Genomic DNA, 19,486 nt, shown 5'->3' with positions numbered 1-19,486 from the left:
GAGCGCAAAAACACGGGTGGGTGGGAGCGGTCGAACGGGCACGCGACGTAGGAGCGGGCGCCGGAGGGCGCGTGGGGTCAACCCAACTACCTCCGCTTGCCCACGCGGCTGACCACCGCCGTGGTTGGTCCGCGCGACGTAGGAGCGCAGAACACGGGTGGGTGGGAGCGCCCGAACGGGCACGCGACGTAGGAGCGGGCACCGGAGGGCGCGTGGGGTCAGCTCAGCTTGGCGTAGGCGCGGACTGGGAACGTGCCGAGGCCGGAGATGCGCGGGGCTGTGGCGGTGAAGGTGGCGCCGGTGGGTGGGACTTGGGACAGGGCGGTCAGGTGCTCGACGATGGCTATGTTCGCGCCGAGCAAGAGGGTGTGGGCGGGGCGAGTGCCGTCGGTCATGTCGTCGATGTTGGCGGCGTCGATGCCGACCAGCACAGCCCCATTCGCGATCAGCCATTCCGCGCCGTCGCGGGTCAGGAAGTGAGCGTTCTCGACGTACTGCGGTGTCCCGAAGCGCGCGTCGTCACCCGTGTGCAAAAGCACCGCCTTCCCAGCCACGTCGTACGTCGCCAAAGCAGCCGCGTCGATCCCCAGTCGTCCGCTGTCCTCCACCCGTACGACGACCGCCGGCAGGTCAACAGTGCGGTCGAGGCTGAAGCCGGTGAGGTCGTGGCCGTCCGGGTAGCGGTGGTACGGGCTGTCCATGTACGTGCCCGTGTTCGTCACCATCGTGACCAACCCGATCTCGAACTCCGTGCCAGGTGCATACAGCTCGCGCGACGCCTCCCGCGTCAGCTGCTTCCCCAACACCGGACCAGGCAGATTCGGCAGAGTCACCATCCCGTCGCGGATCACATGACTGAGTTCCACGTACTGCGCCCGCCCACCGCCCGCCTGACCGTCACCAGGGCGGCCGTCAGCCGGCCCGCCGCGAGTGCCCTTGTGGGCGGCCTCCACAATCTCCAAGTTGCTCAACCGCACGTCGCCGGCCATCAGCAGCCCAAGCGAGTCGAGGAAGAGCTCACCGACCTGCGCGCTCGTCACCTCCGCCGAGGGAACATCGACAAGGAAACCCTGAACCTGCAGACCGCCACCGTTCGTGAAGGTGACGTCTGCATCGAAGCGCGCGCGATAGGTGGTCATGCCGCCCATCATCACTCAGACCATCGCAGGCGACGCCGAGTTTCCGCGGCATCTCAGCGTGCGGAAACCCGGCGCCAGCCCGGTCGAGGGAAGGGGAAGTGTCAGCCGGCAGTCACCGCCGGCTGGTTGGCGAAGTAGTTGTGGACTCCGATGACTCGGCCGCCGCTGGTGCGGAGTACCCCGAAGCCGGTGGCGATCGGAGTAGTCGCCGTGGGATCCGTCAGCAGCCAGCTGAACAGGGTGGTGTCGTGGTGGGCGTGGATCACCTCGCCCAGACCGAGCCGCAGGTCGCCGAGCTTGGTCCGGGCCTGGCCGATGGCGTCGATCGCCTCGTCCCTGCCGCTGGCGGTCCAGTCCGGGTCCACGATCTCGACCGAGCTGTCCAGCAGCGCCTGCAGCCGGCTGGCGCGGCTGTCGGCATCGGTGTCGTTCCAGGCGGCGAAGTAGTCGTCGACGATGGTGTTGGTCACTGGTGCGCCTTTCGAAGTGCGGGTGTGGTTGGCAAGGGCAAGCAAACCGCCGAGAACCGCAAGGGCGGCGGCCGTGAAGAGGGCAAGTCGCAGACCGTCCAAGAGTCCGCTCGGCGCGGTGGCGATGGCGACCAGTACTGCGAGGCCAAGTGCTCCGCCGATCTGCTGAGAAGTGGTCGCCAGTGCGGATGCGGCGCCCTGTTCGCCCGGAGCGACGCCGGCCGCCGCTGCGGCAAACATCGCAGGGAAGGTGAGACCGCCGCCGATGCCCCAGACGACCAGGCCGGGCAGCACCGTCCACAACGAGCCGTCACGGATCATGCCGACGGCAAGGATCGCCAGACCGGCACCGTTCACGACCATGCCGATCAGCAGTGCGCGCCTGATTCCCCAGCGGGAAATCAGCGGGGCGGTGCCGCGCAACGACGCCGTCGTCGAGACGACTGTCAGCGGTAGGAAGGCGAGGCCGGCTGTCAACGGACTGTAGGAGAGCACGTTCTGGAGGTAGGTCGTGAAGAGGTAGTACGCGCCACCGAGCGAAGTCTGGAACAGCAGGATGACTGCCATCGAGACCAGGAGGTTCCGCGAACGCATCAGCCTCAGCGGAACCAAGGGCGAGGCGGTACGGCGTTCTACCAGCAGGAACAGGCCGAGCAGCAGCAAACCGGCCACCAGTGAACCGCCGCCCCGGCTCGTGAGCCAGCCAACCGCCGGACCGTTCACCAGGCCGAGGACAAGGAGCGATGATCCGGCCGTCACGATGACCGCACCGAGGACGTCGAAGCCGCCCTCGCGCGGGTGCGGCCGCGCGGCTGGGATCGCTCGCAGGGTTCCGATCGCCACCGCCAGCCCGATCGGAACCATCACGAAGAACACCCAGCGCCAGCCCCAGGCGTCGGTGAGGACGCCGCCGAGCAGGGCGCCGGCGGCCAGTCCACCGCTGCCGGCGCTGCCCCAGATCGCCAGTGCTTTGTTGCGTGCGGCACCTTCTTCGAACGTGCTGCTGATCAGAGCCAGAGAAGCCGGACTCAGCAGTGCCGCGCCGAGTCCCTGTACTGCGCGACTCGCGATCAGCAGCGTGTCGTCGGGGGCGAAGCCGGCTGCCAGGGAGCCGAGACTGAACAGGGTCAGGCCGAGCACGAACATTCGGCGGGCACCGAGCAGGTCCGTGGCGCGACCGCCGAAGAGCAGGAAGCCGCCGAAGCCGACGGCGTACGCGGTGACCACCCATTGCAGGTTCTGCGGGCCGAACTCCAGATCCTGGCCGATGTCCGGCAGGGCGACGTACACGATGTTGTAGTCGAGAGCGACCAGGAACTGGCCGAGCGCGAGCACGGCCAACTGGAACGCGAAAGGTCTTCTCACGAGTGGGTTCCTCAGGTGAATAGAGGGCTACACGCCGCGCAAACATTGAACGGTGTGTAGAAAGTGCACAGAGCATAAAACATGATCGGTGTAGAGTGTCAAGCGTGAGTGACGGGACGACCAGCAGGCGGGCGCGGCTGCGCGCCGAGACCGCGGCGGAGATCAAGGCGATCGCGCTCAAGGCGCTGACCGAGAGCGGCGCGGCGGGGATCTCCCTGCGGGCGATCGCGCGCGACATGGGAATGACCGCGGGGGCGATCTACAGCTACTTCGACACCCGGGATGCGCTGATCACCGCGCTGATGGTCGACCTCCACAACTCGCTGGCCGATGCCGAGGCTGCCGCGCTGGCCGGCGCCGCGGCCGGCGATCCGGGCGCGCAACTGACGGCGATCGCCGAGGCGTACCGCGAGTGGGCGGTCGCCAACCCGGAGGAGTTCCGGCTCATCTACGGCGACGCCGTACCGGGGTACGAAATGCCTGAGGAAGGGCCGGCCCGGGAGGCTGCGCACCGGGCCTGTGCCTTGCTGACGGGGATCGTGGCCGCCGGGTGGTCAAAGGTCACAGCGGTCCAGACACCGATGGCGGCGGCCTGGACGGACTTCGATCCGACGCTGGCCCGGCTGGTTCAGGACCAGTTCCCGGGCTTGCCGCCGGAGGCGGTCGCGCTGTCGATCCAGCTCTGGGGCCGGATCCACGGCCTGGTGGTGCTCGAGATCTACGGTCAGTTGTCGAACCTGACACTTGCCCCGGGCAAGCTCTTTAGTGCGGACGTAGCGGCCCTGACCAGTTCACTGAACTGGTAGGACCGCTCGGTACGTCAGCTGAGCTCTGGCAACAGAGTGCGCAGAGCGTTCGAGGTGTAGTTGTGGAGGCTGGTGCCGTAGGTGATGCGGGTGGCGCCGAGGGTGATCAGGTCGGCGGCGGTTGGGCCGTCCGGGGCGGCGTGGGCGTTGATCGGGCCGCCGATCTGGTCGACCAGGGTGCCGAAGACCTCCGGCGGAGCGAAGATCGGGTAGACGCAGTCGACTCCGGCTCGGCGGTAGGCGCGGCCGCGGGCGATCGCGTCCTCCAGGGTTCCGCCGGTGAAGAAGTTGTCGATCCGGGCGTTGATGACCAGATCGGCGCCGGCGGCAGCCCGTACTGCGCCCAGGTAGTCCGCCTGCTCCGCCATGTCCACCTGCTCGTCGTGGACCGAGTCCTCCAGGTTGCAGCCGACCGCGCCGGTGGACAGCAGGCGCTCGGCGAACTCCTTCGGGTCCAGCCCGTAGCCGGCTTCCATGTCGGCCGTCACCGGTACGTCGACCGAGCGGGCGATCCGGGCGACCGCCTCGAACATCTCGGCCGGCGGGGTCAGTTGGCCGTCGTCGTACCCGAGGACGCGGGCGACCGCGCCGCTGCTGGTGGCGATCGCCGGATAGCCGACTTCGGCGATGACGCGGGCGCTGACCGGGTCCCAAGCGTTCGGGAGGATCAGCGGCTGGGCGCCGTGGTGGAGGGCACGGAAGGCTTCCGCCGTACGCGAGTTGGTCCGTGGATTCGTCATCGCCGGTCAGCTCGGGCTGTAGTGGCCGGGCTCGATGCGGCAGGTGACGCCGACCCGGTTCCACGCGTTGATCATGATGATCAGGCCCATCAGTTGGGCCAGCTCCTTCTCGTCGAACGCGTCGGCGGCGATCTGGTACTTGTCGTCCGGGACGTGGTCGACGCTGATCAGGGTCATCGCCTCGGTCAGCTCGAGCGCGGCCTGCTCCTGCTCGGTGTAGAACTTGCGCGCCTCGCGCCAGGTGGCGACCAGGTTGAGCCGCTGCTCGGTGTCACCCTCGTGCCGCGCGTCCAGCGTGTGCATGTCCAGGCAGTAGGCGCAGCCGTTCAGCTGCGAGGCGCGGATCCTGACCAGGTGTGCCAGCTTCGGGTCGATCCCGAGCGCCGAAACCTCGTCCAGCGCGACCAGCGCCTGGTAGAACTCCGGCGCGTGGGTGGCGATCTTGACTCTGCGAACTGTCGTTGTGCTCATACCGAGAACGCTAGGCGCAGATCGGCCCAGGTGTATGGTCCACTTCTATGGAGGATCCGAGGGCCAATTCGCCGGCCGGCGCCGATCTGCACCTGGATCTCGGCGGCACCCGCGGACGCAGTGACCTGGTCCACGCCCTGCACGAGTCGATCCGCTCCGGCCGGTTGCCCGCCGGCACCCGGTTGCCCTCGTCCCGTACCCTCGCCAAGGACCTCGGCATCGCCCGCAACACCGTCGCCGACGCCTACGGTCAGCTGGTCGCCGAGGGCTGGCTCACCGCCCGCCAAGGCTCCGGCACCGAAGTCGCCGACCGGATCCTTCCCGCCGCGACGCCGGCCCTTTCCGAGTCCCCGCAGCCGAAGAACTACCGGTACGACCTGACGCCGGGGTCTCCCGACGTTTCGACCTTCCCCCGCGGCGAGTGGCTGGCTGCGGCGAGGAAGGCGCTACCGGCCGCACCCAACGAAGCGTTCGGCTACGGCGACCCACGCGGCCGCATCGAGCTGCGAGAGAACCTCGCCGACTACCTCGCCCGCGCCCGCGGCGTCTGGGCTGATCCCGAGCGCATCGTCATCTGCTCCGGCTACGTCCAGGCACTCAACCTGCTGACCGACGTACTGCGGCAGCAAGGCGCGACGACCATGTCCGTCGAGGAGTTCGGCTACAGCCTCCACTGGGATGTCATCCGCTTCCGCGGGCTCCAACCCCACCCCGTGCCCGTCGACGAGCATGGAGTTCGCGCAGATCTGCTCACTGGCCAAGCGGCGCTCCTCACCCCGGCACACCAGATGCCGTTGGGAGTACCGCTGGCGCCAGACCGTCGTACGGCGGCTGTCGAGTGGGCTCGCCAGACAGGCGCAGTACTCATCGAAGACGACTACGACGGCGAGTTCCGCTACGACCGTCAGTCAGTGGGAGCCCTGCAGGCACTGGACCCCGAGCGAGTCGTCTACACCGGTACTGCGAGCAAGAGCCTGGCCCCGGCCCTCCGACTCGCCTGGATGGTGTTGCCGGAGCACCTGATGGAGCCCGTGCTGGCCGTCAAGCACACGACCGACCTGCTGACCGCCACACTCGACCAGCTGGTCCTGGCCGAGTTCATCGCCTCCGGGCACTACGACCGCCACGTACGCCGTACTCGCCAGCACTACCGTCGTCGCCGGGACCACCTGGTCGAGTTGCTGGCCGTGCGGGCCCCCGGCGTCAAGGTGGCGGGCATCTCGGCCGGCCTCCACGTGCTGCTCGACGTACCGGGCGACGCGGCCGACATGGTGGCCCGCGCCAAGCGCCAAGGCCTCCTGGTCGCATCACTCGACAGATACCGCTTCACGCCCGACCCAGCCGCCCGCCAAGCCCTCATCGTCGGCTACGGCACCCCACCCGATCACTCCTACAACGGCGCCCTCGACCTACTCTGCCAAGTCCTCGCGGTCTAGGGTGCGGGCCAAGGCGCGGATGTCCTCAGGCCCTACCCGGCAGCAGCCGCCGACGTACTCCGCGCCGGCCGCGACCCATTCGGGCGCCAACGAGGTGGAGTCAGCCGCGTCGCCGGTCCAGCGGCGACCTCCGGCGTCCCATCCTTCGCCACTGTTGGGGTAGGCAACGACCGGCTTTCCGCTCACCGCGGCGGCGAGTTCGACCGCACCTTGGACATCTTCCGGTGCGCAACAGTTGACGCCCACTGCAACGAGGTTGTTGCTCCGGAGAGCAAACGCCTCCTCGAGTGGCTGGCCGGCTCGAGTGCGAGTACCGGCCGCGGAGTACGAAAGCCAAGCAGGAAAGCCGATCTCGTCGATCAGCTCGACCAGCACTTCTGCCTCGTCGAGATCGGGAATCGTCTCGACGGCCAGCAGGTCGGGGCCGGCAGCAACCAGCAACTCCAGCCGGGGCCGATGGAAATCGCGCAGGAACGCCTTGCTCACGCCGTACCGGCCCCGGTACTCCGATCCGTCGGCGAGCACCGCGCCGTAGGGACCGACCGATGCGGCCACGAACCGCTCCTGCCCGTCGACGGCCAACTCGTCGCGGACTCGCCGGGCAATGGCGACGCTGGAACTGATCAACCGTTCTGCCTCGTCAGGCGGCACGCCCGCCTTGCCGAAGCCGGAGACACTCGCCTGGTAGCTGGCCGTCGTCGCGAAGGTGGCGCCGGCTTCGTAGTAGGTCCGATGCACCGCTGCGATCTCGTCCGGCGCGTCCTTCAGCAGTCGCGCCGACCAGAGCGCATCGGACAGATCGTGTCCGCGGTCTTCCAGGGCGTTCGACATTCCACCGTCGAGGATGTGCACAACTCAACCTTCCCGCACGAGTTCGAGCACTTCGTCCGCGCACCCCCACGACAGTGTGACGCCGGAGCCGCCGTGGCCGTAGCAGTGGATGACGCGGCGGTCGCCGGTGCGGACGGACTCGCAGCGAACCGAGGGCCGCGCGGGGCGCAGGCCGACGCGCTGGCGGAGGACTTTCGCCTTGCGGAGTTCAGGAATCAGCGAGGCGGCGCGGTCGATGATCCGCTCGGCGATCTTCTCGTCGACGGTGAGATCCCAGTTGTCAGGCTCGGCCGTGCCGCCCACGATGATGTCGTTGGAGCGGGGGAGGGCGAAACACAGGTCTTGCGGGCCGTGGTCGGCCAGCATCCACTCGGTGAGGCCGAACTGCTCGACGGCCAGGAGTTGGCCGCGAACCGGCGTGACGGTCGGGTCCTGGGCGGTCAGCCGTGCACCGAGGCCGGTGCAGTTGACCACCAATCCGGTTGCGTTCGGCAACGACGAGAACGCGGCCCGGCTGAGGGTGCCGCCGGCCGCCTCCAGCCGCTTCACCAAGTACCGCAGGTAGCTCGGCATCTCCACGATCGGTGTCGTGAACGCCCACCCGTCGCGGAAGCCAGGAGGCAACGACCCCACCCGCTGGAGGTCCGGAAGATCCGCGGCCCAGGCCGGGGCGGGCGTGGACTCGCGGTAGTACTCCTTGCCGTGCCGCAACTGCACCGACGGTTCGGACCCGGCCAGCTTGACGAACTCGTCGTACGACGAACGCGCCCAGCCGGCGACCCGGTCACCCGCCGACAGGAATGGATGCCACATCGCTCCGGCGACGGCCGACGTCGTCTCCAACGGCAGATCCCTGGCGAACACTGCGACGTCGTACCCCGCCTCGGACAACCGGACGGCACAGCTGAGCCCGATCACCCCGGCTCCCACCACGATTACGCGCATTCACGCATTGTCACCTGCCAGCCGTCACACCGCCACCGGTGCGGTGCTCAGCGCACCAAACAAGGGCGTTTCGGGTCGAAGATCCAGTCCTTGACCAAGTACTGCATCGCCAGAGCGTCGTCGCGGGCACCGAGCCCTTGGGCGAGATAGAGCTCGTGCGCGGCCCGGAGCGCGTCGCGATCCAGCTCGACGCCAAGACCGGGCAACGTCGGTACGGCGATCTGGCCATCGACGATCCGCAGCGGATCCTTCGTCAGCGCCTGGCCGTCCTGCCAGATCCAGTGCGTGTCCAGCGCAGTGATCTCGCCCGGCGCCGCAGCCCCGACGTGAGTAAACATCGCCAGCGAGATGTCGAAGTGGTTGTTGGAGTGCGATCCCCAGGTCAGGCCGAAGTCGTGGCAAAGCTGAGCCACTCGCACCGATCCCGCCATCGTCCAGAAGTGCGGATCGGCCAGCGGGATGTCGACCGCGTCAGAGCGCACCGCGTGGCTGAGCTCGCGCCAGTCCGTCGCGATCATGTTCGTCGCGGTGCGCAACCCGGTGGCCCGCTTGAACTCGGCCATCGTCTCGCGGCCGGACAGTCCCGGCTCCGGCCCGCACGGGTCTTCGGCGTACGCGAGCACGTCGCCCAGATCGGTGCACAACTCGATCGCCTCGCGGACGGGCCATGCGCCGTTCGGATCGATCGTGATCCGCGCCGAGGGGAAACGCTGGGCGAGCGCGCGAACGGCCGCGATCTCCTCCGGACCGGCGAACACCCCACCCTTGAGCTTGAAGTCGGCGAAGCCATAGCGTTCCTGCGCCGCCTCAGCCAGCGCCACCACCGCATCCGGCGTCAAAGCTTCCCGCCGCCGCAACTGCGACCATCGATCGTTGCCGCCGTCATCGATCACGTAAGGCAGATCCGTGCTGCCCGGATCACCGACATAGAAGAGATAACCAAGCACCGGTACGACGGAACGTTGCTGGCCGTCGCCCAGCAACTCAGCCACCGGTACTCCGAGATGCTTGCCCAGCAAGTCGAGCAGCGCCGACTCCAGCCCGGTGACGGCGTGCACCGTCGTCCGAAGGTCGAACGTCTGGATGCCACGCCCACCCGCATCGCGACCGGCGAATGCCTGCGCGACCGACCGCAGTAGTTGCCGGTACCAAACGATCTCCTTGCCCACCAGCAGTTCCGCGGCCTCGGTCACCGTCGACGCGATCTTGCCGCCACCAGGGACCTCGCCCAGGCCGACATTGCCCGAGCTGTCGGTGACGATGACAACGTTCCTGGTGAAGAACGGTCCGTGCGCACCGCTCAGGTTGAGCAGCATGCTGTCGGACCCGGCGACCGGGACAACCTCGACCGAGCTGATGGTAGGCGTCACCTGAGCTTGCCGATCAGTTCGGTCAGCTGGGCCAGTTCCTCCTCGGTCAGATCCTGCAACGGCGGCCGGACCGGTCCTGCCGAGCGGCCGATCGCGGTCAGCCCGGCCTTCACGATCGACACCGCGTAGCCCTTCGTCTTGTCCCTGATGTCCAGATAGGGCAGCACGAACTCCCGCAGCTTGCGGTAGACGGCGTCCCGGTCCTGCGCGCGCACGTCGGCGTAGAAGCCGAGCGCGAACTCGGGCACGAAGTTGAAGATCGCCGACGAGTACGTGCTGACCCCCAGCTGAAGCAGCGGCAGGGCGAAGGTCTCCGCGGTCGGCAACCCGCCGATGTAGGTGAGCCGGTCGCCGACCCGGGCGTAGATCCGGGTCATCATCTCGATGTTGCCCACGCCGTCCTTGAGACACACCAGGTTCTCGTTGCGGTCGGCAAGGATCGCGACGGAGACGTCGTCCAGGATCGCGTTGGCGCGGCTGTAGACGGTCACCCCCAGCGAAGTACTGCGGCAGACTGCCGAGACGTGCTCGACCAGACCGGCCTGCCCTGCCTCGGTGAGGTACGGCGGAAGCAGCAGAATTCCATCTGCGCCCGCGTCCTCGGCAGCCTGAGCCTGGGCGATCGCCTGGCTGGTTCCGCCGGTGGCGGGCGCCAGCACCGGAACCGCGCCGCTGACCTCGGAGACCGCAGTACGGACGACGGTGTCGATCTCGGCCGGCGTCAGCGAGAAGCCCTCACCGGTGCCGCCGGCCGCGAAGAGCCCGGCGACGTCGTACTTGCTCAGCCAGGCCAGGTGTTCGCGGTAGCGGGGCTCGTCGAAGGCGAGGTCGCGGTCGAACGGCGTGACCGGGAACGAGAGGAGGCCGGTCTTGAGGTGAGCGGCGAGCTCACGCGGGGAATAGTGCGTCACGGCGTCAGCGTAGGGAGGCCTACTGATGCCTGTCCAAGATCTCTTTTGTATCTATTGATGCCCTCAGAGCATCGCTGTCCTCGAACAGCCGCAGCACACGCTGCAGCAGCGGACTGGTCGACTCCCGGTTCCAGATCGCGTGCAACTCGACGGGCCCCGCCTCACCGGAGTCCACCAAGTCGCAGTACGCGACGCCCTGTACGCCGAGACTTCGCGCCGACGCCGGGACCAGGGCGACTCCGCGACCGGCCGCCACCAGCAGCACCACCGTGAGGATCTGCTGGACCCGCTGCTCGATGCGGGGATGCTCGTTGGTGAGGAAGCGCACGGTCAGCTCATGGAAGTAGCGAGCCTGGGTGGGGGAGTAGCTGATGACCTGCTCGTTGGAGAAGTCCGCCGGCGACAGCGCCCGCCCGACCGACGCCAACCGATGATCAGCCGGTACTACGGCGCACAGCGGCTCACGGAACACGACCCGCGAATCGAGTGCCACCGCGTCGAACGGCGGGCGGCCCAGTCCCAGATCCAGCTCGCCGCGCAGCAGGCCGTCGACCTGTGCCGGGGTGACCCGCTCGTGCAGGATCACGTCGACGCCCGGCAGTTCCTCTGACATCCGGCGAAGGAACGGTCCGAGCGTCCTGATCGCGGAGACCGCGGTGAAGCCGAGCCGGAGCGTGCCGGCCGCGCCGCCTTCGACCCGGCGGGCCAGGTCACTCGCGGTCTCGACCAGGGCCAGCAGCCTGCGCGCTTCGGGCAGGAAGGCCTGACCGGCGTCGGTCAGTTCCACGCGACGGTTGTCCCGTTCGAGCAGCCGGGCCCCGACGGCGCGTTCGAGTTTCTGCACCTGGCGGCTCAGCGGCGGCTGGGTCATGTTCAGTCGTTCGGCCGCGCGGCCGAAGTGCAGTTCCTCGGCGACCGCGACGAACGCGCTGATCTGATCGAGCGAAAACATGATTCGCAAAAGGTATCACTCGATGCCCAAACGGCCTTGGACACGTATTAATGGCCACCCTACGCTCACGAAATCGGCCAGCTCAGAGGAGAAACGCCATGAAGTTCCCACAGATGAGCCGCCGGGCCTTCCTGGCGGCGGCCGGCGGCGTGACGGTTGCCGCGATGCTGTCGGCCTGCGGCGGAGTCAAGACCACCTCGACCGGCGGCGAGGGCAAGTACCCGACCGGCAACATCCAGATGAGTGTCGGCGCTTCGCCTGGTGGCAGCACCGACCTGATCACCCGCGCGATCGCCGAGGGGCTCGGCAAGGAGCTGTCCGTCTCGGTGCCGGTGGTGAACAAGCCGGGCGCGAACGGCGCGCTGAACGCCAAGGAACTCCAGTCGGCCAAGCCCGACGGATACAAGATCGCGGTCCAGAACGCCTCGCTCTTCACGATCACGCCACTGGCCGTCTCCGCGTCCGAGGCCGTGAAGCTCGACGACTTCGATCTGATCACCGGGATCTCCCAGGACGACTACATGCTGGCGGCACCGGCCGGCTCGGGGTACAAGAGCATTGCCGACCTGAAGAAGGCCGGCAAGAACATCAAGTACGGCACGACCGGCGTCGGCACCGGTGCGCAGCTGGCCTCCGCGCTGACCTTCAAGGTGGCCGGGATCGCGGCCACCGACGTGCCCTTCGACGGTGGCGCCCCGGCGATGACCGCGTTGCTCGGCAAGCAGGTCGACGTGGCCGCCTTCCAGATCGGTGAGGGCATCGAGAACGTCAAGGCCGGCAAGCTGGTCCCGCTGGCCGTCTTCTCGGCCGAGCGGATCAAGTTCCTGCCCGACGTGCCGACCGCCAAGGAACAGGGCTTCGACGTGGTCGTTTCGCAGTACCGGTTCCTGACGGCGCCGAAGGGGACGCCGGAGGACGTGAAGACCAAGCTGGCCGACGCTGCGAAGAAGACGTTCGGCACCGACGCGTACAAGAAGTTCAACGAGGCGAACTTCCTCACCCCGATCGAGGTCGGGCCGGACGAGGTGCGCAAGATCCTCGACGAGGCGGCCACGAAGTACAAGGCGCAGATCGACCAGTACGGCATCCAGCTGGGCGCCAAGAAGTGAGCAACGAGGCACCCATTGACGGTGCGGCCCTGCTGGCGGAGTTGGCGGAGGATCGGCCGCCGCCGGCGGGACCGTGGTCGCAGGTTGGTGCGGCGGTCGTCACCGGCCTGATCGGCCTGGCCGGGCTGGTCCTCTCCGCGCGGCTCGGTCTCGGCAAGCTCACCGCGCCCGGACCAGGACTCTGGCCGTTCGCGATCAGCGTCGTCATCACCGTCCTGTCGGTAGCGCTTGCGCTGACCGGGCGGCACGGGACGGACACGGAGAAGTTCTCCCGCTCCAGCGTGACGACCGCGATCGCGGTCTCCACCCTCGTCCTGCTCGCGCTGGCTCTGCCCGTCATCGGCTTCGAGATCCCCTCGCTACTGCTGACGTTCGTCTGGTTGCGGTTCCTCGGCAAGGAGTCCTGGCGGTCGTCGATCGTGATCAGCGTCTGCACGGTGGTCGCGTTCTACCTGTTGTTCGTGCTGGCGCTCAAGATTCCCCTCCCACGGCTGATCTGATGGACTTCCTGAACCCGGTATTCGACGGCTTCGGTGTCGTCGTGCAACCGGCCAACCTGCTGTACTGCCTGGCCGGCGTCGTCATCGGCATGCTGATCGGGGTGCTCCCCGGGCTCGGTCCGGCCGCCACGATCGCGATCCTGCTGCCGGTCACGTACGGCGTCGAACCGGTGTCGGCGATCATCATGCTGGCCGGCATCTTCTACGGCGCGCAGTACGGCGGAACCATCACCTCGGTGCTGCTCCGCCTGCCCGGTGAGGCCTCGTCCGTCGTCACCGTTTTCGACGGCTTCGCCCTGGCCAAACAAGGCCGAGCCGGTACTGCGCTGGGCATCGCGGCCATCGGCTCCTTCGTCGGCGGCACCGTCTCGATCATCGGGCTGACCCTGCTCGCACCAGTGGTGGCCGGCTTCGCGCTGGACTTCGGCCCACCGGAGTACGCCGCACTGGCGCTCTTCGGAGTCCTGCTGGTGGCGACCGTCGGCAACGGCGGCCGGCTCAAGTCGGTCATCGCGGCCTGCCTCGGCCTGCTGCTCGCCACGGTCGGGCGCGACACTTTCACCGGGGCCGACCGCTTCACCTTCGCCAGTCTGGATCTTGCCGACGGCATCGACTTCGTGCCGATCGCGATGGGACTGTTCGGCCTCGGCGAGATCCTCTACAACCTCGAGGAACGCCAGCACAAACGGCAGGAGCCGGCCAAGGTCTCCACGGTGTGGCCGTCCCGGCAGGACCTGCGCCAGTCGCGGGGTGCTATCGGTCGCGGCTCGGTGATCGGCTTCGTGCTCGGAGTACTGCCGGGCGGTGGCGCGACACTGTCGTCCCTGGTCGCGTACGCCGTGGAGAAGCGGCGGGCCAAGGAGCCGGAGCGGTTCGGGCGCGGCGCGATCGAGGGCGTCGCGGCGCCGGAGACGGCCAACAACGCGGCGGCCACGTCGTCGTTCATCCCGCTGCTCACGCTGGGCATTCCGGCCAACGCGACGATGGCGCTGATGTTCGGAGCGCTGCTGATTCAGGGCATCCCGCCCGGACCGCAACTGGTCTCCGAGCACCCGGACCTGTTCTGGGGCGTCGTCAACTCGATGTACGTCGGCAACATCCTGCTGCTGATCATGAGCATCCCGCTGGTCGGCGTGTTCGTGAAGATCCTCCGGATCCGTCCGGCCGTGCTGGCGCCGATCACCGTGCTGATCACGTTGCTGGGGGTCTACACGGTGGCCAACCGGATCTTCGACGTCTTCCTGGTGATCGTCTTCGGGGTGCTCGGCTATCTGATGAAGAAGTTCGGCTTCGAGCCCGGCCCACTCGTGCTGGCCTTCGTGCTCGGCGGCCTGATGGAGATCGCGATTCGGCAGTCGCTGCTGATCTTCGGTGGCGACGTCACCGGGTTCTTCACCCGGCCCATCTCCGGCACGGTCCTTGCCGTACTGGTCGTAGTACTGGCGTTTCCGATCGTCAAGCAGGTCAGGAAATCCCGGCAGAAGAGCGAGGAGTTGGTGTGAGCAGCACACGTGTCTCGGGGGTCGTCGTCACGCCCGTCGCTTTCGCGGATCCACCGCTGCTGAACGTGGTGGGCGTGCATCAGCCGTACGCGTTGCGGGCCATCGTCCAGGTCCAGACCGACAGCGGGAGCGTCGGCTTGGGGGAGACCTATGCCGACGACGCGCACCTGGCCCGATTGGCCGCGGTGGCCGACGTACTGCCCGGCCTGGATGTGTACGACCTGAACGGTTTGCGGCAGCGAGTGAGCGACGTACTGCGGCTGGACGGCAGCGCGCAGGTGGGCGGCATGCTGGCTATCCAGAATCCGGCCGATGTCGTGCTGTCGCCCTTCGAGGTCGCTCTGCTCGACATCCAGGGCAGGGAACTGGGACGACCGGTCGCCGACCTGCTCGGCGGCGCGGTGCGGACCGAAGTACCGTTCAGCGCTTATCTGTTCTACAAGTGGGCGGCTCATCCGGATCGCGAGCCCGACGCGTGGGGTGCGGCTCTCGATCCCGACGCGATCGTCACGCAGGCGCGGCGGATGGTCGAGGAGTACGGTTTCACGGCGATCAAGCTCAAAGGCGGGGTCTTCGCGCCGGACGAGGAGATCGAGGCGGTCAAAGCCCTGGCCGCAGCCTTTCCCGGGCACAAGTTGCGGATCGATCCCAACGGCGCCTGGACCCCGGCCACCTCGGTGCGGGTGGCCAAGGAGCTCGCGGGCGTCATCGAGTACCTCGAAGACCCGACGCCGGGAATCGAGGGGATGGCGCAGGTGGCGGGGGAGACGGACATCCCGCTGGCCACCAACATGTGCGTGATCGCCTTCGACCATCTCAAGCCGGCAGTGCTCGCCGATGCGGTCCAGGTCGTGCTGTCGGATCACCACTACTGGGGTGGTCTGCAGCGCTCGCGGTTGCTCGCCGGGATCTGCGAGACGTTCGGTCTGGGGTTGTCGATGCACAGCAATTCGCACCTGGGGATCAGCCTCGCGGCGATGACGCACCTCGCCGCGGCGACTCCGAACCTCACCTACGCGTGCGACACGCACTATCCGTGGAAGACCGAGGACCTCATCAAGCCGGGGGCCCTGGACTTCTTCGATGGCAGCATTCGGCTGCCGACCAACCCGGGGTTGGGAGTCGAACTCGACGAGGACGCGCTCGGGCGGTTGCACGAGCAGTACCTGGCGTGCGGAATCCGGAGCCGCGACGACACGTCGTACATGCAGACCGTGCAGCCGGACTTCACCCGGAACACCTCTCGGTGGTGAGTTCTACTTCTGCAGACGGTTGCGAGTGTTCGACAGGTGCACGCGCATGGCCGCGCGGGCGGCGTCGGGGTCGGAGTTCGTGATCGCGACCGCGATGTTCTCGTGTTCGAGGACGACCCGGCTCAGGTGGGAGGCGTCGGACATCTCGTACGCCGGGTCGAGTCTGGTCCGCGGCAACATGACCATCATCGGGCCGAGCGAGCCGATCAGCTCGGTGTAGAACCGGTTGCCCGACGCGCTCGCGACCTTCAGGTGGAACGCGAAGTCGGCCGCGACCGAGCTGCTCGGGTCGTCGCCGATCCGCCGGAAGTCGTCGAGCGCGCGGTCGATCGCCCGCAGGTGATGTCCGGTACGCCGTCCGGCGGCGAGCCCGGCGGCCTCCACCTCGACCCCGATCCGCAGCTCGAGCAGCTCCAGCACGTCGCGGTGCGACCGCACCTCGCCGAGGGCGAAGCGCTCCGTTGCTGGCGGCAACGACAGCACAAACGACCCGCGGCCCTGGAACGTCTCCACCAGCCCGGCCGCCTGCAGCCGCGAGATCGCCTCCCGCACCACCGTCCGGCTGACCCCGAACTCGGCCGTCAGCGAACTCTCGGTCGGCAACTTGCTCCCCGGCTCCAGCTCACCCGCCAGAATCCGACCCTTGAGCCGCTCAACCAGCTCATGCGCCAGCCCCCGCCCACCTTCGGCCTTCACGAGAACTCGCAGGAGTCGACCGTCCAGGCCTTGCACTGATCGCTGGTCGTGAACCCCAGCCCGGGCCGATCCGGCACGAGCATCCGTCCGTCCTTCGTCTCGAGACGCTCATTGAACAAGGGATTGAGCCACTCGAAGTGCTCCACCCACGGCTCCCGCGGATACGCCGCGGCCAGATGCAAATGGATCTCCATCGCAAAATGCGGCGCCAGCTGCAGCCCATGGTGATCGGCCAGCGTCGCCAACTTCAGGAACGGCGTGATCCCCCCGATCCGCGGTGCATCCGGCTGAATGACGTCCGCGGCGCGAGCCTCGATCAGTCGAACATGCTCGGAGACGCTCGACAGCATCTCGCCGGTGGCGATCGGGGTGTCCAGGGTCGCGGCCAGGTGTGCGTGTCCCTCCGCGTCATAGGCGTCGAGGGGCTCCTCGATCCAGACCAGGTCGAACTGCTCCAGAGTCCGCCCGACCCGCAACGCCGTACTGCGATCCCACTGCTGGTTGGCGTCGACCATCAGCGGTACGCCGGCCCCGAGGTGCTCGCGGACGGCGCTGACCCGCTCCAGATCGATCCGGCTGTCAGGCTGTCCGACCTTGATCTTGATCCCGCCGATGCCATCGGCCAGCGACTGCGAGGCGCGCTCCTTGACCTCCTCGATCGGCGCGTGCAGGAAGCCGCCCGAGGTGTTGTAGGTCCGCACCGAGTCGCGATAAGCACCGAGCAACTTGGCCAGCGGCAACTCCGCCCGCTTGGCCTTCAAATCCCACAACGCGATATCGATGGCCGCGATCGCCTGAGTAGCAACCCCGGACCGCCCGACCGAGGCCCCGGCCCAGAGCAACTTGTCGTACACCTTGCCGATGTCCCACGGATCCTCGCCGATCAGGTTCGCCCCGATCTCCTTGGCATGCGCGTACTGCGCCGGCCCACCGGCCCGCTTCGAGTAACTGAACCCGATCCCGTACTGATCGTCCCGAGTAGCGATCTCGGCAAACAGCAACACGATCTCGGTCATCGGCTTCTGCCGCCCGGTCAGCACCTTGGCGTCACTGATCGCCTGCTCCAGCGGAAGCACCACAGAAGACAGCCGGACCTGACGGATACGGTCACTCATGCGGTCATCATACAAGCAACCAGCTTGTATGATGACCGCGATGAGCGGGGCTGCTACTCGACCGTGACGGACTTGGCCAGGTTGCGGGGCTTGTCGACGTCGTGGCCGAGGGCGACCGCGGCGTAGTACGCGATGATCTGCAGCGGGATGGTGAGCAGGATCGGGTCGAGTTCCGGCTCGTTCTTCGGGACCTCGATCACCGCTGCGGCACCGTCCGGGACGTCGACGCCCGGGTGGGTGACGACGTACAGCGGGCCGGAGCGGGCGGCGATCTCGTGCAGGGCGCCGATGTTGCGGTCCAGCAGCTCGTCCTGCGGCACGATCGCGACGCTCGGGACGTCCGGCGAGATGAGCGCCAGCGGGCCGTGCTTCAGCTCGGAGGTCTGGTACGCCTCGGCGTGCCGGTAGGAGATCTCCTTGAGCTTCTGCGCGCCCTCGCGGGCCACCGGGTAGCCACGGGTGCGGCCGACGTAGAAGACGCTCTCGTGCTTGGCGAGCCGGCCGGCGATCTTGCCCAGCTCCTCCTCCTGGTCCACGATCGTCTGGATCTGGGCCGGGATCTTCTTCAGGCCCTCGATCAGCCGGCGGCCGTCGGCGGGGGAGACGTCGCGGATCCGGCCGAGGTGGATGCCGAGCATCGCGAACGCGACGGCCATGTTGGTGAGCGCCTTGGTGGACGCCACCGAGACCTCCGGGCCGGCGTGCAGGTAGACACCGCCGTCGACCTCACGGGCGATGCTGGAGCCGACCGCGTTCACCAGGCCGATCACCCGGCCACCCTTGCGCTTGAGCTCCTGTACCGCGACCAGAGTGTCGAGCGTCTCGCCGGACTGGCTGACCGCGACGTACAGGGTGTCGCGCTCGACCACCGGGTTGCGGTAGCGGAACTCCGACGCGGGCTCGGCGTCGGCGGGGATGCGGGCCACCTCTTCGATGAACTGGGCGCCCATCTGGCCGGCGTAGTACGCGGATCCGCAGCCGAGGATCTTGACCCGCTTGATCTCCCGGGCCTCCCGGGCGTCCATGTTCAGGCCGCCCAGGTGGACGGTGTGGAAGCGCTCGTCGAGCCGGCCGCGCAGGGCCCGCTGGACCGCCTCGGGCTGCTCGTGGATCTCCTTCATCATGAAGTGCTCGTGCAGGCCGCGCTCGTACTCGTCGGCCTCCCACTCGACCGTCTTGGCGGTCTTGGTGGTCGGCGCGGCGTCCTGGGTGAAGGTGCGGTAGCCGTCGGCCTTGACGGTGGCCATCTCGCCGTCGTCCAGGTAGACGACCTGGCGGGTGTAGCGGATCAGCGCGGCCGCGTCGGAGGCGACGTGCATCTCGCCGTCGCCGATGCCGAGGATCAGCGGGCTGCCGTTGCGGGCGACCACGATCCGGTCCGGGAAGTCCAGGTCGACCACGGCGATGCCGTAGGTGCCCTCGATCCGGCGCAGCGCGGCCATCACCTTCTCCTCGAGGGTGGCGCCGTCGGACTGCTCGATCAGGTGCGCGAGGACCTCGGTGTCGGTCTCGGAGCGCAGCTTGACGCCGGCTTCCTCCAGCTGGCGGCGAAGCGCGCCGGCGTTGTCGAAGATGCCGTTGTGGACGACCGCGATCCGCTCGTTGCCGCTGGCGTGCGGGTGCGCGTTGTCCTTGCTCGGGCCGCCGTGGGTGGCCCAGCGGGTGTGGCCGATGCCGAGCTTGCCGCCGAAGCGCTTGGGCAGCGAGGCCTCCAGCTCACGGACCCGGCCGGCGTCCTTGTGCACCTTCAGCTCGCTGGACCCGACCACGGCCACACCGGCCGAGTCGTACCCGCGGTACTCCAGCCGGGCCAGGCCGTCCACCAGGATCGGCGCGGCCGGCTTGGTGCCGACATATCCGACGATTCCGCACATG

18 protein-coding genes are annotated in these 19,486 nt (G+C 68.0%); 6 read left to right on the top strand and 12 right to left on the bottom strand.

Features of this window, described 5'->3' with window-relative positions:
* Positions 1–218 precede the first annotated feature (218 nt).
* Entirely contained in the window at positions 219–1,139 is a 921-nt protein-coding gene (locus AB0F51_RS33130) for a cyclase family protein (RefSeq protein WP_360286191.1), read from the bottom strand.
* Positions 1,140–1,240: 101 nt separating this feature from the next.
* Positions 1,241–2,974 carry an MFS transporter gene (locus AB0F51_RS33125; protein ID WP_360286189.1) on the bottom strand — a complete coding sequence of 578 codons (1,734 nt, stop codon included), beginning with the start codon at positions 2,972–2,974 and terminating at the stop codon, positions 1,241–1,243.
* Positions 2,975–3,078: 104 nt separating this feature from the next.
* Between AB0F51_RS33125 and AB0F51_RS33120 the strand changes: the two genes are divergently transcribed.
* Positions 3,079–3,780, top strand: coding sequence for a TetR/AcrR family transcriptional regulator (locus AB0F51_RS33120; protein WP_360286186.1), 702 nt, complete (start codon positions 3,079–3,081; stop codon positions 3,778–3,780).
* 14 nt (positions 3,781–3,794) lie between these two features.
* Here the strand turns inward: AB0F51_RS33120 and AB0F51_RS33115 are convergent, their stop codons facing one another.
* Both AB0F51_RS33115 and AB0F51_RS33110 read right to left on the bottom strand, forming a co-directional pair.
* The gene (locus tag AB0F51_RS33115) at positions 3,795–4,520 is read right to left on the bottom strand and encodes an isocitrate lyase/phosphoenolpyruvate mutase family protein (protein ID WP_360286184.1); all 726 of its coding nucleotides are present in this window, start codon (positions 4,518–4,520) and stop codon (positions 3,795–3,797) included.
* 6 nt (positions 4,521–4,526) lie between these two features.
* The gene (locus tag AB0F51_RS33110; RefSeq protein WP_360286182.1) at positions 4,527–4,991 is read right to left on the bottom strand and encodes a carboxymuconolactone decarboxylase family protein; all 465 of its coding nucleotides are present in this window, start codon (positions 4,989–4,991) and stop codon (positions 4,527–4,529) included.
* Between the two features lie 47 nt (positions 4,992–5,038).
* Here AB0F51_RS33110 and AB0F51_RS33105 point away from each other — a divergent pair, with 47 nt between their 5' ends.
* The gene (locus AB0F51_RS33105) at positions 5,039–6,427 is read left to right on the top strand and encodes a PLP-dependent aminotransferase family protein (protein WP_360286180.1); all 1,389 of its coding nucleotides are present in this window, start codon (positions 5,039–5,041) and stop codon (positions 6,425–6,427) included.
* Here the strand turns inward: AB0F51_RS33105 and mmuM are convergent.
* The 5 genes from mmuM to AB0F51_RS33080 are packed head-to-tail and all read right to left on the bottom strand — an operon-like array spanning position 6,401 to position 11,436.
* Positions 6,401–7,279: a homocysteine S-methyltransferase gene (mmuM, locus tag AB0F51_RS33100; RefSeq protein WP_360286178.1), complete on the bottom strand. Its 879-nt coding sequence runs from the start codon at positions 7,277–7,279 to the stop codon at positions 6,401–6,403. The genes AB0F51_RS33105 and mmuM overlap by 27 nt on opposite strands.
* A 3-nt stretch (positions 7,280–7,282) precedes the next feature.
* Positions 7,283–8,203 (bottom strand): FAD-dependent oxidoreductase, encoded by a 921-nt coding sequence (locus tag AB0F51_RS33095; protein ID WP_360286176.1) that lies wholly within the window; start codon positions 8,201–8,203, stop codon positions 7,283–7,285.
* 47 nt (positions 8,204–8,250) lie between these two features.
* Positions 8,251–9,573, bottom strand: coding sequence for an enolase C-terminal domain-like protein (locus AB0F51_RS33090; RefSeq protein WP_360286173.1), 1,323 nt, complete (start codon positions 9,571–9,573; stop codon positions 8,251–8,253).
* Complete coding sequence (gene kdgD / locus AB0F51_RS33085; RefSeq protein WP_360286170.1) at positions 9,570–10,484, bottom strand: 5-dehydro-4-deoxyglucarate dehydratase; 915 nt, start codon at positions 10,482–10,484, stop codon at positions 9,570–9,572. The genes AB0F51_RS33090 and kdgD overlap by 4 nt, the downstream gene beginning before the upstream one ends.
* 19 nt (positions 10,485–10,503) lie before the next feature.
* Positions 10,504–11,436 carry a LysR family transcriptional regulator gene (locus tag AB0F51_RS33080; protein WP_360286168.1) on the bottom strand — a complete coding sequence of 311 codons (933 nt, stop codon included), beginning with the start codon at positions 11,434–11,436 and terminating at the stop codon, positions 10,504–10,506.
* A gap of 98 nt (positions 11,437–11,534) precedes the next feature.
* Here AB0F51_RS33080 and AB0F51_RS33075 point away from each other — a divergent pair, with 98 nt between their 5' ends.
* The 4 genes from AB0F51_RS33075 to AB0F51_RS33060 are packed head-to-tail and all read left to right on the top strand — an operon-like array spanning position 11,535 to position 15,800.
* Positions 11,535–12,545 carry a tripartite tricarboxylate transporter substrate binding protein gene (locus AB0F51_RS33075; RefSeq protein ID WP_360286166.1) on the top strand — a complete coding sequence of 337 codons (1,011 nt, stop codon included), beginning with the start codon at positions 11,535–11,537 and terminating at the stop codon, positions 12,543–12,545.
* Entirely contained in the window at positions 12,542–13,045 is a 504-nt protein-coding gene (locus tag AB0F51_RS33070; RefSeq protein ID WP_360286163.1) for a tripartite tricarboxylate transporter TctB family protein, read from the top strand. The genes AB0F51_RS33075 and AB0F51_RS33070 overlap by 4 nt, the downstream gene beginning before the upstream one ends.
* Positions 13,045–14,547 carry a tripartite tricarboxylate transporter permease gene (locus tag AB0F51_RS33065; RefSeq protein WP_360286160.1) on the top strand — a complete coding sequence of 501 codons (1,503 nt, stop codon included), beginning with the start codon at positions 13,045–13,047 and terminating at the stop codon, positions 14,545–14,547. The genes AB0F51_RS33070 and AB0F51_RS33065 overlap by 1 nt, the downstream gene beginning before the upstream one ends.
* The gene (locus AB0F51_RS33060) at positions 14,544–15,800 is read left to right on the top strand and encodes a glucarate dehydratase family protein (protein WP_360286158.1); all 1,257 of its coding nucleotides are present in this window, start codon (positions 14,544–14,546) and stop codon (positions 15,798–15,800) included. The genes AB0F51_RS33065 and AB0F51_RS33060 overlap by 4 nt, the downstream gene beginning before the upstream one ends.
* 3 nt (positions 15,801–15,803) lie before the next feature.
* On the opposite strand, the gene AB0F51_RS33055 is transcribed toward AB0F51_RS33060, so the two are convergent.
* The 3 genes from AB0F51_RS33055 to glmS are packed head-to-tail and all read right to left on the bottom strand — an operon-like array spanning position 15,804 to position 19,485.
* Positions 15,804–16,496: a FadR/GntR family transcriptional regulator gene (locus AB0F51_RS33055; RefSeq protein WP_360286157.1), complete on the bottom strand. Its 693-nt coding sequence runs from the start codon at positions 16,494–16,496 to the stop codon at positions 15,804–15,806.
* Positions 16,493–17,611, bottom strand: a complete 1,119-nt coding sequence (locus AB0F51_RS33050; RefSeq protein ID WP_360286156.1) for a mandelate racemase/muconate lactonizing enzyme family protein — start codon at positions 17,609–17,611, stop codon at positions 16,493–16,495. Before AB0F51_RS33050 ends, AB0F51_RS33055 begins: the two co-directional genes overlap by 4 nt.
* Before the next feature lie 53 nt (positions 17,612–17,664).
* Entirely contained in the window at positions 17,665–19,485 is a 1,821-nt protein-coding gene (gene glmS / locus AB0F51_RS33045; protein WP_360286155.1) for a glutamine--fructose-6-phosphate transaminase (isomerizing), read from the bottom strand.
* Between the last annotated feature and the right edge of the window lies 1 nt (position 19,486).

Source organism: Kribbella sp. NPDC023855 (genome assembly GCF_040639475.1).
In the GTDB taxonomy this organism is placed as follows: domain Bacteria; phylum Actinomycetota; class Actinomycetes; order Propionibacteriales; family Kribbellaceae; genus Kribbella.
Note: the sequence above shows the minus strand (reverse complement) of the source record. Positions and strands in the feature narration are given on the sequence as shown.